The following is a 17,376-nucleotide window of genomic DNA, read 5'->3' on the forward strand; positions in this document are numbered from 1 at the left end:
GGAGACATAATAATGCTACTTATAATTTCATTATTAATAACAACATTCTTGAGTATTGTTTTTTATAAAGAAATAAAAAAATATTCTTCAATACTCTACATAATAGCTACTTTAATAGCTATATTTTTCATAGTATTTATGAAAACTGATCTACATAACTATATTCCTAAAGACATAAGTAAATACACTATAGGAGTATTCTCTAAAAGTACTTTTTCCTTAGCTTTATTTACTATAGTAATGTACACTGGAGCTTTAAGTAATTCATTTAAATATAAGAAAAACCTAATGGCTATAAGAGGCGAACTTTCAATAATCGCTTGTATCTTAACCTTAGGTCATAATATTTTATATGGAATATATTATTTCCCTACATTCTTTACTAACCCACATTCTTTAACTTATTATAAGTTTTTTGCAACTTTATTAAGTTTAATCATGATATGCTTAATGATTCCTTTAATGATCACTTCATTCCAATGTGTAAGAAAAAAAATGAACTATAAAACATGGAAAAAGATTCAAAGGTCAGCATATTTATTTTATGGTTTAATGTATGTACATATAATGCTTTTATACATACCAAAATTTGATAAGAAACTTTTTGAAATAATATTATATAGTATTATATTCTTTGCATACTATTTCTTACGTATAAGAAAGTATTTTAAAGATAAATCTAAACCTTGTTTTAGCAAATAAAAATTACTCTAAAAATGGACTAGCTCTTTTTACCATTAAGAGCCTCTAATAGTTTTTAAAATAAATAAAATAACCTATACATAAATAACTACACATATAAATAAAACTTATAAATAGATAAAGAGCTTATATTTTTAAACTCTAAATCTATTTATAAGTTTTTTAATATATCTAACCCATAATATTTAAGCTTATTAAATTTATAATAAAATTTCTTTATATGCCCTACTAAAAATTATATTTTTATTTTCTATTTAAATTCCTCTGGATGTCTTCTCTTAAGTTCTGGAACTGCCCATCCTCTTCCTGTTTGTTCTAATCTTTTACAGTACTCTTTTAAATGACCCTTAGCATGATATGGTCCTCCCTCTCTTATTACAGTCCAAAGTGGATCAACATCACTTTCACTACTCATCATCATTTCATCATGCCACTGTTGAAGAAGATACGCCCCTTCCATACATAGTTCTTTTCTTATCTCTGCTAAATTTCTTATTTCGTGAGGATCATCCTCTACATTAAAAAGCATCTCCTTTGGAAATAAGTGATATCCATCATGATAAGTTCTAATATAAATATAATCTTTAAATCTTACAGCTCTTTGGCACACATGAGCACATTGTCCTAAAACCAAATAATCTCTTCCTGTATCTTCTCCACTTAAAATACTTTGTGCATAGCTTCTCCCATCCCAGTACTCTTTCTTTTCCTTATTAAATAACTCAGCTAAAGTTGGTGCTAAATCTAAATTATAATGGAATCCATCATCTCTGTAATTTTTCATAGCCCCAGGCCACTTTATTATCATTGGTATTTTAGTAGTTGCATAATCAGCAGTTCCGTGCTCTGCATACATACCAAATTCACCTATTGCCTCTCCATGGTCTGATGTTATTATAATAGCAAGATCTTCGTATAATCCCTTATCTTTTAATAAATTGAGTATTTGTCCAATATGTGAATCCATATAGTTTATCCCTGAATCATACTGATCAAAGAATTTTATAAGCTCATCATAATTTTTAATTTCTCCCATATGTTTTGGAAATCTTGGTGATGTATCACTATTATACATTCCTATTTCTCTAGCTCCATGTGGTCCAATTTTATTGTTACGATGTTCATTAAATCTTTCCTCACTTATCCATCTCTTTAAACCATCTCCTTCAAAGGGATTTTCATAATCCTCTGGAGTTCTATAAGGAGTATGTGCATCCCAATAGTTTACATGAAGGAACCAGTTATCCTTATCTCCATTATCTTCTATCCATTTTAAGACAGTTGGAGTTACTTCTTCTGCTGACTCTGCTCCACATCCACCTACGTTATGAAGCTCATTAAACCCAGCATTAAACCACCAAGCACTATGTCTCTCAGCGAAAGTGCTTATAGAAGCTGTGTAAAACCCTTCACTTCTTAAAAACATAGGAAGACTATTAAATGCCATTCTATCATTGAAATCTCTATTCTCTCCATCTATTCTGAAATCAGCACAAACTCCTCCATGATTTACAACACCAGTATGTATTCCAAATCTTCCTGACATAAGTGCAGCCCTTGAAGGAAGGCATGGTGCATCTGAGCAATAGTAATTTTCAAAAGTTATGCCCTCCCTTGAAACACTATCTATATTAGGTGATGTATTTCTTTCATATCCATAGCAACCTAAGTGATCTGCTCTTAAAGTATCTAAATCCAACATTAATATTCTCATTTCCTCAACCCCTTTAATAAAACGAAAATTTAATTTCTTTAAATATATAATTCAACACAACTTTAAAAATTCCTATAAAAACTCCTCATTATTATTAAATTCTATAATTATCTCCTTAAATTAATATTTTCTCATACCTAATTTAAATTTATAAAGAAAAAAGGACTGTATCAAAATATAATAAAAGCTATTTTGATACATGTCCTTTTTTAAAAAATTAATAGTTATATATTTATTATAAAACTAAATTTCTTTAATTTTATTGAATCTTCTTATATGAATTTCAGTACAAATTATAGGACTAACTAAAATTAATATACCCACCAAGATATACCATATATCAGAAATTTTTAAATTAAAAAATCTAATTATCAAAGTGAATATTATTGAGAATATAAATACCCCAATACATGGCTTTAAAATATAATTATTAGCCTCTTCCCATGTTTCTTCATTCCTCATTGCATACTTTAGTTTATACCCTACAAAAAGATTGGGATATTCCTCATAGTCATCATGAAGCTTTTTACAAATAAGCCCAATAATAAACATAACTATTCCCATAAAAATTATAACCAAAAATATTTTCCCCTTTCTTGTTTAAACACCAATACTAAAAATAAAAAATTGCAATTGCTTTTATATGATACCACTATTTACCACAATTTTCATTTAATAAATTCTTTTAAATTCATTCATTATCCTTTAAATCCATCCATTTCCATTATTTTCTTTTGTATTTCTCATGTTTTAACTAATATTTCATAGAATTAAATAAATTGAATTTTGAATATAAATTTAGATTAAGTAAATAATAATTTATGAGGAAGGTTTATTTCATTCCTTCTTCATAACTACTTACTTTTTTAAGCTTATAGGTTTAAGATGTAATAGCCTATCTCTTACGATTATTAAAAGTGTAATTAATTAGTCAATCAACTTTAACTCTCTCAAAATTATTGTCACTTCATTTAATTAAGGAGAATACCTCTCTTTCAAAGAGATTCTTAAACCTATAAGCTATTTGTTTTGAAAAAAAGAAAAGCTATTCCTCCCACTGAATAGCTTTTCATTTACTCACTCAACAATATATACAATATAAATTAATACTTTATTTTACTTATAAATGTTACCACTCCCTCTTTAATTTAACAATGTTCTAAAATTAACAAATTGTTACGTATATTACAGTAACAAATTATTTTTTAACATTATTCTCTTCTAACTTTTAATTTCGTTAAAATATTCATTTTATTTATGCACTCTATTATCTAATTCGATTTCGGCAATTGAAATTGGTCATACCACCTTTCGAATAGCCATTTTATATATCTTTTTATTTTCTTAATTTATAAATAATCTATTTATTTACTAAATATTTTAAGATAAAAAATATTTAAAAATTTTCCTTTTTTATTTCTCTACTTTATTGTTCATTTGAACAAAGTATTATATTTTAAAATATTGCAACTTTTCGAAATACTATAGGGAATAAATTTATTAATTAATAATAAACATGAACTTTTCTTATAAATAAACTTAAAATAGAACTAAAAATATTTAATTTTTCATCTTTTTGCACAAGCTTGAAAATTTGATACTATCTATAAAGAAAATTATAATTAAATTGTTAATACTTAAAATAAAATATAGATTTAGGAGAGTGAGATATATGTTAGGTAACATAGTGATTTATCTTAATTATGTTATATTAGTAGCGATTATTGTGGGTGGTATAGCTTTAGTAGTTGCAAGCTCAAAAAAACATGAACATAAGTAAACATTTAAGTTTTGACGGAATCTCACATATAAAAATAATCTATGCATTTAAGTTTTGGCAGGAAAAAATCTCTAGTATAGCACTAGAGATTTTTTATTTTATATCACATTCAATTTCCATATTCTCTTCATATACATAATCCTTTTTACAATCTATGTTTAATACTAAATTTTATAGATATAAAAAACAAAATTTAACATATAATTTTATATAAATTAACCTTTTTTTATCAATTGTTACAATTTATTTAATACATATTTTAAAATTATTATAATTATATATATAACTTATTATATATTTTGCAAAATACTGTATATTATGTTAATATATATTAATATAGTAGTATAATTGAAAGGAGCTATTAAATGAAAATTTTAGTGATTATTCCTGCATATAATGAAGAAAAATCTATTTCTAAAGTTATTATGGATATCTATAATCAAAGAATAAAAGATTTAGATATCTTAGTAATAAATGATGCTTCTAGTGACAATACCAAATTTGAAGCTCAAAAATTGGGAGTTAATGTTGTAGACTTACCTATAAACTTAGGAATAGGAGGAGCAGTTCAAACAGGTTATATATATGCTTACAATAATAACTATGATATAGCCATTCAATTTGATGGAGATGGTCAACATATGGCAAAATATCTTAAGGATATGATAAAAGCCATAATCAATGAAAATTACGATATGATAGTAGGTTCTAGATTTATAAATAATAGTAATTATAAGCCTAGTATCTATAGAAAATTAGGAATAAACTTCTTTTCATCACTTGTTTCAATCTTAGGTAGAAAAAAAGTTTTTGATACTACATCAGGATATAGAGCTGTAAATAACTCCGTAATTAAGGAGTTTGTAGAATATTATCCTAAAGATTATCCAGAAGTAGAAACACTATCTTATATTATTAGAAAAGGTTTTAAAGTTAAAGAAATTCCTGTTGAAATGAACTATAGAGAATCTGGAAAATCTTCTATAACTCCACTAAAATCTATTTACTATATGCTAAAAGTAACTTTTGCAACTATAATTTCACCTGATAAATAAGAAAGGATCATTTTTATGTATTGGTATTGCGTTATAATAGCATTAATATTTTTAATTTTGACAATATTATTTATAAAAAAACGGTTATTAGACATAAGATACACTTTAGTTTGGTTTACTGCTGGAATAAGCATGCTTTTATTATCATTAAATAGTAGTATTTTAGATTATTTTTCAAAAATACTAAATATAATCTATCCACCATCATTGTTATTTTTAATTGGAATTTTATTTTGTTTTATATTAATTTTAAGTTTAATAGTTACAATAACATCCTTACAGATTAAACTCACTAGACTTACACAAGAAATTGCTTTACTAAAAAATGAAAAGGAGAACAAAGAATGATATATCCTTTACTTATATTAAATATTTTACTATTAGTATGTGGACAAACCTTATGGAAAATAGGGTTAAAAAATAAAACTTTAGCTTTTACATTTGATAGCATAATTAATTTAATATTTAACCCATATATTTTGTGTGGGGTACTGCTATACGGCGTAGCTACACTTATTTGGTTATATATACTTTCAAAATCAGATTTATCTTTAGTATATCCATTACAAAGTTTATGCTATGTTTTAGCTCTATTTGTTTCTATATTTATCTTGAATGAAAGTGTCCCTACCAATAGATGGATAGGTGTTGGTTTTATAATATTAGGTTCATTTTTTATTGGTATTAAGTAAGGGGGAGATTTACATTGTTTTATTTAAAAGAAGAAAGTAAGAAAACTAAATTGATATTATACACTATTATGTTCATATTTTTTATTATAGGAACTTATACTGTAATTAAATATGGAGATAATTATTTGTTAGGTAACTTTAATGAATGGAATAATGATGATGTAAAATATGTTAGAAGTGCATGGACCTTATTAGATAATGGTAAATTTACATATCATAACGTAAATGATGAAACAGTATTTATAATGCCTGGATTACCTTATACTATGGCATTCTTCATGAGTATATTTGGTAAATTTGGAGGTATAACTGCATTTAGAGTTTTTCAAGTAGTCCTTATGAGTTTAAGTTTTTCACTAATATTTTTTATTGGAAGATTTCTTTTTAATTCTAAAGTAGGTATTATAAGTTCAATATTAAGCATCCTATATCTACCTAATCTTTTCACACCAAATTTACTTCTAACAGAAGTTATATTTTATTTCTTAATATTACTATTGGTATATACCACATTAGTAGCAATAAAATCCCGGGAAATAAAACATTATATTATAGGCGGTATAGTATGGGGAATAGCAGCACTATTTAGACCTACAGTTGGGGCATATCCTATTGTAGTATTAATTTTATGGATATATAATAACTATAAATTTAAAGATATACTTAAGTTCACTATAATAGTGTCATCAGTATTTTGCTTAGTAATGAGCCCTTGGTGGATAAGAAATTATAAAGAATTCCATAGATTTATTCCTTTTACCTTGTCATCTGGAAATCCTATGATACAAGGTTCATATATAAATTATGATACTACTATAGATTTTCATCCTTGGGAGACAACTGACGATGTAATAAAACAAGAGGAATATTATAAGGATAATTTAGTATATAGATTTAAAAATTATATATTAAAGAAACCACTAACTTATGCAAAATGGTATTTAATAGATAAAACAGTTATTCTTTGGATAAGTCCATTCTACTGGAAACCAGTTTATAATATCCATATAGTTTTTGTTGCAATTTATCACTTACTATTATTAACTCTTGGATTTATAGGTATGTATTCAATACATAAAAAATCTAAAAATAACAAAGTTGATAAGACAGCAAGAATATTATTTGGGTTATTTATATACTACAGTGTAGTTCATATACCTTATATTACATTTAATAGGTATTCTTATCCTATGATATGGATCTTTGTTATATCTTCCGCATTTGTAATAAATAATATAATAACCCAAAAGCAAGAAAGATCAAAACAGATATTAAATACTAATAATCTAGAGTAGCTTTATAATTATCTTAATAAGTCTAAATTATATTTAAGGGGGATATTCTATGGCTTTATTCAGTATTTTTTCTATATTTTATTTAATCTTTATCTTAACTATTGGATTTTTAGGAATATATGCACTTATTTTATTGATAAAGGCTTTAAAAATTTATATTAAAAAGAATTCTTAATAATTTATATTAAAAAGGAATTATAAATTACCTTTTAAATGTTTTAAAGATAAAATAAAAAAGAGTTATATGATTTAAATTAAAAGTCTTTTTAAGTACAAGTTACTTTAACTTTTAATCTCTATATCATATAACTCTTAAACATTTTTAAGTTGTTTACTTTAGAGTATCCTACTCTCTTCACTAACCTCTTTGTTAGTGAGGCTTTTTATTTATATTAGCCTTTAAAACAACTTAATTAACTTTTGATTCCTCTTTGAACCTTGGTACTTCATAAAGCACCTTACTCACCATTGAGATTTTTACCTGTTTTGGATTTGCTTTCTGCTGTTATTTTTGAATAATCCTAGCTTAAATTACCCAAAAATAAAAGATAGATACTCACTTTGAATACCTATCTAGGAAAATCTCTACAAGTTAATTGATGAATCTCTATATTTTAATCATACTAATTCAAGCCACCTCATTGTAGCTTACCATTATCAACTTAAACCTAAATTTAAACAAACTAACTCATTGATAGTTAGAACTTTATTAATCTGGCTCTATCCCTCTTCAGTATGATAAAATTTCAATCACTTGCCTCTTTCCCCAGAAAGATAAACTGTTTTGCTTTGAATTAGGCAGGTCTCCTGGCTCATAACTATATCTTCTTAACACCTTCCCATGATTAATCACAGTGGCATATCGTTAAGTCGAAGTCATTTACAGTTGCTGGGGGCAGCTTTAGTTTTACACTAAATTCCCTATTAAGCATCACTGCGCCTATTTCAAAAGTAGATTTTAAATCTCTACTCAATTACATTATATAAATAAATTCTTTAATTATCAACACTTTTTCTTAATAGCAAAATTAATTAAACAAAAATTTACTAATTATAAATTATAATACAAATTTTTCATGTTATATTATTATTAAAACAGATAATATTGGAGGATTTTATGAAAGAAAGAATTAACTTTAAAATTCTTAACCAAGCTGCTTGACTAAGTTTAGTTTTAACATTTATAACTCCATATGAGTTAGATTCTTCTGGCTTTAAAACTTGGGGGTATCCAGTAAAATATTTCACGACATATGAATTTCCACAAGATAGTACCACGCTCCTCTCATCTACTTCAACTAGCATATTAGGATTAATATCAAACATCCTAATTATATATATTGTCATTAACATATTTATTCTTTTAAAAAAACGCTTTATAAAAGATAAAAGCTAACCCCCCATAAAAATATTTTTCTCAAAATCTTTATAAACAAATCTATTCTTTGTATTAAAAAACTTATAAAATAATATATTTTTATTAAAGGAGGAAATAATTATGTTAGAAATTAGTCCTTTAGAAGATGTTATGTCTTATTTTCATCTAATATTTTTTACTTATATTGTTCTACTTATTGTTATAGCTTTAAACTTTATTAAAGCTCTTTATATCAATAGAAAATTAAATCTTAATAAATCTAGTGGAAAATCCCTTCAATTAGCTGATTTAAGTATTAGTGTTTTTTGTGGTTTAGCAATGTTTACTGGCCATTTATTTCAAGGAGTACTAGCAGATAATAATGCTTTAGGATGGAATACTTGGAATAACAGACTTTTATTGATATCTATTATGAGCCTTATTATTTTCATACTAAATCTAATTGTAGTTTTTAAAAATAATAAAAAGTAAAATTAGTCTAAAACTCTTTTCTTATTAATATATTCTTTAATCCATATTTAGAAGTGAATATCAATTTAACATAGTAATTTATCTATGCTAACAAACACAGAGTATATAAGATAAAAAGCTATAGTATAGTCTAGCTTATTATTAGCTAAACTATACTATAGCTTCTATTTCCAATATTTGTAATTTATTAGAATTTAAGTTATAATTAATATGTAAACTTAAAAGGATTGGAGGTGCTTATTATTCTGTATTTATCTTTCTTTCTAATAATTGCAATAAGTATTTTCTTAGGTAGAGGGAAAAGCTTAGTAAAACAAAAATTATTTTTAACTTTATCCTCTTTCTTAATATTAATTGGAATAATTACTTCATTTCTAATAAAAAGTATATTTTTAACTAACTTAAGAATCCATAATGAACTTTATGATTATGTAAGTCTTGAGTTTATAAATTGGGCCCTTAATAAATTTAATTCTTACTTTAAATGGTCTTATTTATATGTCCTTATAGTCTTAGGAATTCTCTTATATAATCTATATACAGATCATAATATAAGGAATAGAGAAAACTTAAAACACTTTACTTATGTTTGTGTAACATCTATGGGAGTTATATTAACTGGCGCAATAATCTATTCCTTTAGCTCCATAAATAAAGTTTTTGATATACCATTATATTTAGGGGTAACAGCTTTTTCTCAAATATTTATACTTTATATTCCACTAGTTGCAATGAGACTTTATATAGGAAATCCAGAGGTTGAAAATACAGTATTTGAAGTATAAAAACATTATATTTTTCGTGCATCTAATAAGAATATATTATTTATATCTTTAGCTTAACAATTATCTAATTCTTTATTTATTAAGCATATTCATAAGTATTTATAAAATTTATATTTTTAAAACAAAAAAGTCTGTAACAATATATTCTTGCTACAGACTTTTTTGCTTTAATACTTCCTTATCTCTTTAATATTTATACTAATTTAAAACATCCCTATTCTTTTCATTTTTTAATAAGTTAATTATTAAAAGTATTGAAATTATAATAAATACTACATAAGCAATTATTGGAATATATTTAGGAGAATTTATTGTGGTCATATGATTTAGTCCTATATTATCTAAAAACATTATTAAAGCTCCTAAAATAGGCACCTGTATCCCTATTAATGCTACATAGTTTTTAACTTTACTACTTACAAATAATGATACGCTAGTTACCACCAAAGTTATTATATATATAACTAGAATAGTTAACATTATATATTGTCCAAAAGTTAAATCAAACCAAGAAACCATATAATTAAATTTAGAATTTATGCTACAATTCCAAAATTGCAATGTATTATTGGGAATATACATTAAAAATAGACCTATTAACTCCAAAGTACTTATGCCAAAGGCAGTTATCATGGCTGAAATAACTTTTTTACTTCCTATCTTTCTTCCAGTTTTTGATGAATACTGAAGAAGATTTACTTTATTTTTTTCATCCCTTAAAAATATTGGTGATATTATAAAAGCTAAGGTAACCACAACAAGTATTGAAAAATTAGTTATTAAGGAATCATAATTCGAAAAAGTAACGTAACTTAAAATAGATTTTGGTTGCTCACCTTTTTCAAGTTCTTCTAACCTTTTGTACCTATTGGTTTCACTACTATATAATTCATAGTGTCTATTTAAATAATCTTCATATGACGCTATTAAAGACTCTCTAGAGTCCATTTCCCAAAACAGATCTACCTTATACTTAAAATATATTTTTGAATTAAGCTCCTCAACCTTTTCATCAGTTTTTCCATTATTTAACCTTCCACTTAACTCTCTATATGATTTTATTCCAAGTTCTTGTGCATCTTTATCTCCCTTTAAATATTCATCTGCTTCTTTTTCTCTTAAAGCTGATTTTTCCTTAAAATCTTCAAACTCCTTTTCATCCATTGTTATTCCATAGTCTTTAAGCATTTCTACGCTTAAATTAAAATCTGGTGTTTCTGAACCATTTGGAAAAACTTCTATCCAAAAACTTATAAATATTTTCCATATTATGAAAACTATTAATCCAAGAATCAATAGACTCTTTAAATTGAAAAGTTTCTTTATTTCATTAATTATTATTCTCATGTTTTACCTCTTCACTTAAATTAATATTTTCCCCTTATAATATATCTACCTTCTTAAATTTTTTTATTAAAATTAAAGAAATTATAGTTACAATAACTCCATTACTTATTAATGTTCCTTCTATATAATATTTTGAAGTTAACAGTGCTCCAGCCTCTGCAAACCATTTTTGTGGATTTAAGGTTAAAATAAATATGTTAAAATATGACCATATAACTAATTTTGAACTCATACTAAATAATCCTGGCAGCATATATAATCCTCCAAAAAGTATAAAGAAGGCAAAAAAAGCTTTATAACTACTCTTTAGGAAAAGACATAAGGATAAACTTATTCCCCCTGAAATAAGTGATATTATTAAAACAACTCCTATGGAAAGAAGTAAGTTTTGTAAAACTGTAAGGTTATACCAAGATATATGAGGACCTAATTCCCAATTTAAAGCACTACTAATTGGAACATTCCAAATATTACCATAATCAAACACACTAAAATATACAATTAGAGTAATTCCTAAGATTATTATTGCAGCTAGTATTGAATAACTAAGTCCAACTATAGCCTTATCCTTAATAAGATTACGCCCTCTTTTTGTAGTAGAAACTAATCCTAGAGTTTTATTTTCTCTCTCATAATTTACTAAAAAACATACTCCTAATACTACAAGTATCATAATTTCAATTAAGCAAGCTCCAATTACTTTTTTATATAATAAATTTTGAGTTCTATAATTTACTCCAAAGAAGAATAAATTTTTATGTTCTCCATTACCTTTTAACTCTTTAAGTCTTACCCCTAAATCTTCATAATTTTTTTTAACTAAATTAGCAGCTTCTCCTTTAACTCCATAATCGTCTATTGTGTCTTCAGCCATTTCCTCATAATCTAAACTCTCTATTCTGTGTATAAACTCTGGAATTACATTTTTATATAAATTAATTGTACTTAACTGATTTATTAAATCCATATCCTCCTTTGAAAATACTTTTTCCCCATAAATCCACTTATCTAAATCCTTATCAGCTAAAAATCCATCCATAGATTCAAAGGTTTTATGAAGTTTTCTTTCTGTAAGCTCATTTAAATCCTTCATCTTCTCATCATACATATTTTCTAACTTTTTAAACATGTCCTCGTCTACTTTATATCCAACCTGACTTATTAGCTTATTAGTTTCATATAATCCCCCTTTTATGTAGGAATTATCATTAATTAAAATAAAATTGTATATTAAGAAAATACCTGTAAGAACTATTAACACTGGATTTCTAAAAAGTTTTTCCCATTCACCCTTTTTAATACTCATAAGATTACCCTTCCAACTCCTCATCTCTATATTGATAAAGAAATACATCCTCTATATTAGGATTAACCTTAATCCATTTTTCATCATTATTACCATGACTTATGAACCTAGCTTTCATTATTCCACCATCCTGCTTTTCTGATAATAAAATATATTTCTTCCTAAACTCTTTGCTCTCCTCAAAGGTTATTGAGGTTTCATAAACCATACCATCTAAAGTGCCACATATATTTTCTATGGAATCCTTATATAAAATCTTATGATCCTTAATCATAATTACCTCATTAGAAATAAACTCAATATCTGAAACTATATGAGTTGAGATTATTACTATTCTATCTCTTGATAAATCACTTAGTAAATTTCTAAACCTAACTCTTTCCTTAGGATCTAAACCTGCTGTTGGCTCATCTAAAATTAGTATCTTAGGATCATTTAATAAGGCTTGAGCTATTCCAACCCTTTGAATCATTCCTCCTGAAAAACCCTTCATCTTTTTATTCTCAACATTTTCTAAAGAAACAACTTTTAATACCTCTTTTACTTTTTCTACTGCATCCTCCTTTTTTATTCCCTTTAAAGCTGCTAAATATAGCAAAAACTTTCTTGGTGTATAATTTCTATAATATCCAAAGTCCTGAGGCAAATAACCTATAATATCCCTATACTCTCCGTCTAATGAAACTATATCTGTGCCCTTATAAAGTATTTCTCCACTAGTTGGAAAAATTAATGTGGTTAATAGTTTAATTAAAGTTGTCTTTCCAGCCCCATTAGGAGCTAAAAGTGCATATACCCCATTATTAAACTCTAAATTTATATCCTTAAGTGCACAAAAACTCCCATATTTTTTACTTACATTATTAACAACTAACATAAAATTTCTCTCCTTTTTTTATACCTATAATCTATTAATTCCTTCAAATTCTTCACATATAGAAATATACATACAATTGAAATTACTATGTGAACATATATTGGAACTTCCATTAAAAAATCTAAATAATACTCCTCATTTCCTAAGCTTAAAAGTAAGTTTCCTAAAATCCACCCTACTATAATAAATGCCTTTGAAAATACACTTTTAAACCTCATTAGTGCATATATAAAGACTGTTGAAAATAGAAATAAACCTGTAACTGACAATATTATTAGCCTTAAGGCATTTAAATCTTTATTTAATATACTCATAAAAACTATAATAACTGTGTTTATTAAAATGCTTCCAATGCTAAATATAAACATTCTTAAAGCTGAAAGTTGATACAAATTATATTTGCAAGTCATTTCTAACTGAAAGACACCCTTTGTTTTTGAGTTATAAAATGAAAATAAAATCACACTAAGATAAAGTATTGGTGAAGATATAAATATAAATTTATATAAACTTCCTACCTCTCTACTATTTAAACTGGTCATTGAAAAAAATAATACAAACATTCCAGATAGCAATATAATTACTAGTTCAGTTTTATCATGAAATATATTATTAAAGCCTAAATCTTTAAAGGCATTTCTTAAGTAAGGGAAAAATGTTAATTTAGGTTTAACCCCCTCATTAAGTATTTCATCTAATTCCCCTAAATTTAATTCTGGAACTTCTATTTCTAAATCCATATTCTCAATATTAAACTCCTCTTTTTCTCTGTTCATTCTTCTTCACCTCCAATATCTTCTTTATCTTTTTAATACTTGAATAATATTTAGTTTTAACTGTAGACTCTGACATATCAATTAGAGAAGCAATCTCTAAAAATGTCATTCCTCCAAATATCTTTAGTCTTAAAATTTGCTGAATGCTTGTATTTAAAGTATTAATAATCTCTAATATCTCCTTAGCATCCTCCTTAAGCTGAAATGATTCTTCCAAATCATTTTCATAGCCTACTAATCCTTCCTCAAATTCATCTACAACAGTAACATATTTATAGTATGTAGACCTGTAGTTATCGATTATCTTGTTACTGGCTATTTTATAAAGCCATGTCCTAAAGGAAGCTTTTTCATCGTCAAATCCCCCTAAGGATTTAAGCATAGAAATAAATATTTCTTGAGTTAAATCCTTAGATAACTCCTCATTAGATGTTTGTCTAAAAACATAAGCAAATATCTCCTTATAATAAAACTTAACAATCTCTCCAGCTGCTTTTTTATCATTATTCTTTTTTATAAGGGTTATTAATTTCTTTTCATTAATCCGTCTCACCCCACCATCTTCAGTAAAATTCATCCTAAACTTTAATAACCAAAAATTATATATAATTTTCTCTTGAATATCTTTACACTTATTTATTCGTAATAGATAAGGAAATAGTTTTACTTTTTTAGAAAAATTTTATAAAAAATTTTTCTAAATCATATATTAAAATATAACAAATAAAACTTACAAACATATTCCGAGAATTACTAGATTTTAAGTGAAAGTCCAAATTTTAATTTGGAAACTTGAACTTATCCAATGGAACTTTAGTTACATTGGAGTCATTTGAATAATTATTACTCCAAAGATATTACTAAAACTTCGAAACTTGCTACGCTTCGAACAGTCTCAGTTTTTTAACGTAATATCTTCTGCGTAATAATTTAAATTCTAAAGCTCATCTAGATATTCTCTTCATAATGTTTATAAGTTTTATAAAAAGTTATTTTGATACAAACCCATTATTCTAATAAATTTTAATTTATTATCTCTTTTAAGAGATTTTTATCCCTTAACTATAAATATAGTCAACTAATTAAAAAAACATCATAAATATTCCAAGTAAAACTGAAATTGTTACAAGTATATATGGAATATTTGTTTCCCCTGTTTTTTTAACTTTAATAATAATTGCAATTATTGATATAGCTCCAAATAACCAAGCTATAATTTGTTGCACTATATAATTTGTTGGTAAACCTGTTGCATTAAGGTACGCTATAAAAATTGACCATATAACTAAAAAATAAAATACTACATTTTTTAGTTTTCTGTTTTTCAAGAAAAAAAGCAAAGAAATTCCTAATATACTTACTACTAATATAAATACAAATAATATTAATAAATATCCAAGCGCCATACTTGTTTCCTCCTTTAATAATTTTTTTCTATACTTTTATAATATCCTGAATTTATTAAAACAATTATGAAGTTCATTTATAATCTATTCAAATATTAACCTATACTTTTAATTAATACCATAAATATTCACTTAAATTTCTTTAAATTTTATCAATTAATTAAAAAACAGTGTATAATGTATTTATAATATATGGTATATATTACATAAATATCATATAAAACTAAAGTTAAAGACAATAAAGTAATCAATAATGTCAAATTAAGATACTTTAATTAATATAAACTACTTAAGGAGATGCTCTTATGAAAGTTTGTCCTAATTGTAAAGAAAACTTTCCATATATGGATTTAATGCTTGCATTATGGGGATTTGCTGGTTGTGGGTATATCAAATGTAAAAATTGTAATACTCAATACAAGGTTACAAAAAATTCTAAAGTATTCATTGCCTTATTAGCTTTATTCCCTTATTTTATAGAAGGCTATCTATTTTCTTTTGATATTTTTTATTACATTATTTATCTAATTATTATTGTTCCCTTATCTCCATTTATGATTAGACTAAAAGAAAATAATGATAATGAGAAGTATATAAAACTTTAATTAAAACTAATTTCAATATATAAAATTTTATATATTGTAACAATAAGCTAATTTTTAAAATAATAAACTAATTATACTTTATAAACTAAACATATAATTTTTATATTAAATTACATAAGTTTTAAAATTAAGGCTATAAATTTAGAGAGGTTATGAAATGAGAATACTAGATGATATAACTAAATTTATTTTTGTTTGTGATGAACCAAAGCCTTGTGACTTAATCTTTATACCAGGTTCATCCAAATATGAGGTAAGCGAAAAGGCTAGTTTATTATATAAACAAAGATTAGCAAAATATGTACTTCCTTCAGGCAAGTTTTCTTGTAAACTAGAAAAATTCCCAAATGAAAAAATAATAAATAAAAAGTATGCTGGTAAATATGAATCTGATTGGGAATTCTGTAAGGAAGTTTTATTTAGAAATGATGTTCCATTAGAATCTATTTTAGTTGAAAATAAATCAACTAATACCTCTGAAAACGCCTTTTTCTCAAGGAAAGTTACAGATGATTTAAATATAGAAGTTAAAAGTGCTATATTATGTTGCCAAGCCTTTCATGCCAGAAGGGCTTTAATTAATTACTCTTTAGCATATCCTAATACACAATTTTATGTTGTTCCAGTAGAAACTCAAGGAATTTCTAAGGATAACTGGTATAAATCTGATTACGGCATAAATAGAGTTCTTGGTGAGCTAAGAAAATGTGGGTCTTATTTTGAAGAATATATAAAACATTTAAATAAAGATGTATAAAATTAATGCCTTATTTTTAAGCTTATTAATTTAAATATATTAAAAGGAGTTTTTATATGTTTTCTAAAAAAGAAAAGAGATTTGAAAATAAGTTTATAGAAAACTTAGGTTTTGGAACAATAATTGTCTTAGTAGATAAAAAAACTGGAGTAAATTATCTTTTAGCTCAAGGACCAGATGGTTGTGGTTTAACCCCTTTACTAGATTCTAAAGGAAATGTAGTTGTGGAAAAATAATGAGATTAATTCTTTAAATAATACTATATGAAAACCACTTAAAATTAATATTCACTTAAAATATAGAGTATAAAAAGAGATATCAAAATATATGATATCTCTTTTTCATTGATTTTACTATTTAATTAATGATATTTTTATTAATTTTCCTTTAAAGCGAAGAATTTAAGATTAATTCATAATGATTAGTTATC

General features: G+C 25.2%; 18 protein-coding genes and 1 riboswitch. Of the genes, 10 read left to right on the forward strand and 8 right to left on the reverse strand.

Annotation, left to right across the window (positions count from 1 at the left end; translation table 11 throughout):
* Positions 1–12 precede the first annotated feature (12 nt).
* Positions 13–702 carry a ferric reductase-like transmembrane domain-containing protein gene (locus QP548_RS07355; protein WP_061427317.1) on the forward strand — a complete coding sequence of 230 codons (690 nt, stop codon included), beginning with the start codon at positions 13–15 and terminating at the stop codon, positions 700–702.
* A 250-nt stretch (positions 703–952) separates the two neighbouring features.
* Here the strand turns inward: QP548_RS07355 and QP548_RS07360 are convergent, their stop codons facing one another.
* Entirely contained in the window at positions 953–2,416 is a 1,464-nt protein-coding gene (locus QP548_RS07360) for a sulfatase (protein WP_061427315.1), read from the reverse strand.
* Positions 2,417–2,659: 243 nt separating this feature from the next.
* The gene (locus QP548_RS07365) at positions 2,660–2,995 is read right to left on the reverse strand and encodes an SdpI family protein (RefSeq protein ID WP_061427313.1); all 336 of its coding nucleotides are present in this window, start codon (positions 2,993–2,995) and stop codon (positions 2,660–2,662) included.
* Between the two features lie 1,566 nt (positions 2,996–4,561).
* On the opposite strand from QP548_RS07365, the gene QP548_RS07370 reads away from it, so the two are divergent.
* The 6 genes from QP548_RS07370 to QP548_RS07390 all read left to right on the forward strand — a co-directional run bounded on the left by QP548_RS07370 (position 4,562) and on the right by QP548_RS07390 (position 9,872).
* On the forward strand, positions 4,562–5,251 hold the full coding sequence (locus tag QP548_RS07370) for a glycosyltransferase family 2 protein (RefSeq protein WP_061427311.1): 690 nt from the start codon (positions 4,562–4,564) through the stop codon (positions 5,249–5,251).
* A 15-nt stretch (positions 5,252–5,266) separates the two neighbouring features.
* Positions 5,267–5,599: a DUF2304 domain-containing protein gene (locus QP548_RS17005; RefSeq protein ID WP_081109937.1), complete on the forward strand. Its 333-nt coding sequence runs from the start codon at positions 5,267–5,269 to the stop codon at positions 5,597–5,599.
* A complete protein-coding gene (locus QP548_RS07375) occupies positions 5,596–5,943 on the forward strand; it encodes an EamA family transporter (protein WP_011591352.1) in 348 nt (115 codons plus the stop codon). The genes QP548_RS17005 and QP548_RS07375 overlap by 4 nt, the downstream gene beginning before the upstream one ends.
* 14 nt (positions 5,944–5,957) lie before the next feature.
* Positions 5,958–7,238 carry an ArnT family glycosyltransferase gene (locus QP548_RS07380; protein WP_061427307.1) on the forward strand — a complete coding sequence of 427 codons (1,281 nt, stop codon included), beginning with the start codon at positions 5,958–5,960 and terminating at the stop codon, positions 7,236–7,238.
* A 779-nt stretch (positions 7,239–8,017) separates the two neighbouring features.
* Positions 8,018–8,197: riboswitch (cobalamin riboswitch) on the reverse strand.
* A gap of 539 nt (positions 8,198–8,736) precedes the next feature.
* Entirely contained in the window at positions 8,737–9,087 is a 351-nt protein-coding gene (locus tag QP548_RS07385) for a hypothetical protein (RefSeq protein WP_061427305.1), read from the forward strand.
* 233 nt (positions 9,088–9,320) lie between these two features.
* Complete coding sequence (locus tag QP548_RS07390) at positions 9,321–9,872, forward strand: hypothetical protein (protein WP_075808020.1); 552 nt, start codon at positions 9,321–9,323, stop codon at positions 9,870–9,872.
* Between the two features lie 198 nt (positions 9,873–10,070).
* On the opposite strand, the gene QP548_RS07395 is transcribed toward QP548_RS07390, so the two are convergent.
* The 6 genes from QP548_RS07395 to QP548_RS07420 form a co-directional block, all read right to left on the reverse strand.
* Positions 10,071–11,219 carry a hypothetical protein gene (locus QP548_RS07395; protein ID WP_061427300.1) on the reverse strand — a complete coding sequence of 383 codons (1,149 nt, stop codon included), beginning with the start codon at positions 11,217–11,219 and terminating at the stop codon, positions 10,071–10,073.
* A gap of 34 nt (positions 11,220–11,253) precedes the next feature.
* A complete protein-coding gene (locus tag QP548_RS07400) occupies positions 11,254–12,525 on the reverse strand; it encodes an ABC transporter permease subunit (RefSeq protein ID WP_061427296.1) in 1,272 nt (423 codons plus the stop codon).
* A 4-nt stretch (positions 12,526–12,529) separates the two neighbouring features.
* Entirely contained in the window at positions 12,530–13,402 is an 873-nt protein-coding gene (locus QP548_RS07405) for an ATP-binding cassette domain-containing protein (protein WP_061427293.1), read from the reverse strand.
* Positions 13,396–14,178 (reverse strand): hypothetical protein, encoded by a 783-nt coding sequence (locus QP548_RS07410; RefSeq protein WP_061427291.1) that lies wholly within the window; start codon positions 14,176–14,178, stop codon positions 13,396–13,398. Before QP548_RS07410 ends, QP548_RS07405 begins: the two co-directional genes overlap by 7 nt.
* Positions 14,153–14,755: an RNA polymerase sigma factor gene (locus tag QP548_RS07415; RefSeq protein WP_061427288.1), complete on the reverse strand. Its 603-nt coding sequence runs from the start codon at positions 14,753–14,755 to the stop codon at positions 14,153–14,155. The genes QP548_RS07410 and QP548_RS07415 overlap by 26 nt, the downstream gene beginning before the upstream one ends.
* A gap of 505 nt (positions 14,756–15,260) precedes the next feature.
* Positions 15,261–15,584: a hypothetical protein gene (locus QP548_RS07420; RefSeq protein ID WP_061427284.1), complete on the reverse strand. Its 324-nt coding sequence runs from the start codon at positions 15,582–15,584 to the stop codon at positions 15,261–15,263.
* A 305-nt stretch (positions 15,585–15,889) separates the two neighbouring features.
* Here QP548_RS07420 and QP548_RS07425 point away from each other — a divergent pair, with 305 nt between their 5' ends.
* The 3 genes from QP548_RS07425 to QP548_RS07435 all read left to right on the forward strand — a co-directional run bounded on the left by QP548_RS07425 (position 15,890) and on the right by QP548_RS07435 (position 17,182).
* A complete protein-coding gene (locus QP548_RS07425; RefSeq protein WP_061427282.1) occupies positions 15,890–16,189 on the forward strand; it encodes a TIGR04104 family putative zinc finger protein in 300 nt (99 codons plus the stop codon).
* A gap of 157 nt (positions 16,190–16,346) precedes the next feature.
* On the forward strand, positions 16,347–16,946 hold the full coding sequence (locus tag QP548_RS07430) for a YdcF family protein (protein ID WP_061427276.1): 600 nt from the start codon (positions 16,347–16,349) through the stop codon (positions 16,944–16,946).
* A 56-nt stretch (positions 16,947–17,002) separates the two neighbouring features.
* Positions 17,003–17,182 carry a DUF6440 family protein gene (locus tag QP548_RS07435; protein WP_061427274.1) on the forward strand — a complete coding sequence of 60 codons (180 nt, stop codon included), beginning with the start codon at positions 17,003–17,005 and terminating at the stop codon, positions 17,180–17,182.
* Positions 17,183–17,376: the final 194 nt, after the last annotated feature.

Source organism: Clostridium sp. UMB9555A (genome assembly GCF_030222355.1).
Lineage (GTDB): Bacteria > Bacillota > Clostridia > Clostridiales > Clostridiaceae > Sarcina > Sarcina perfringens.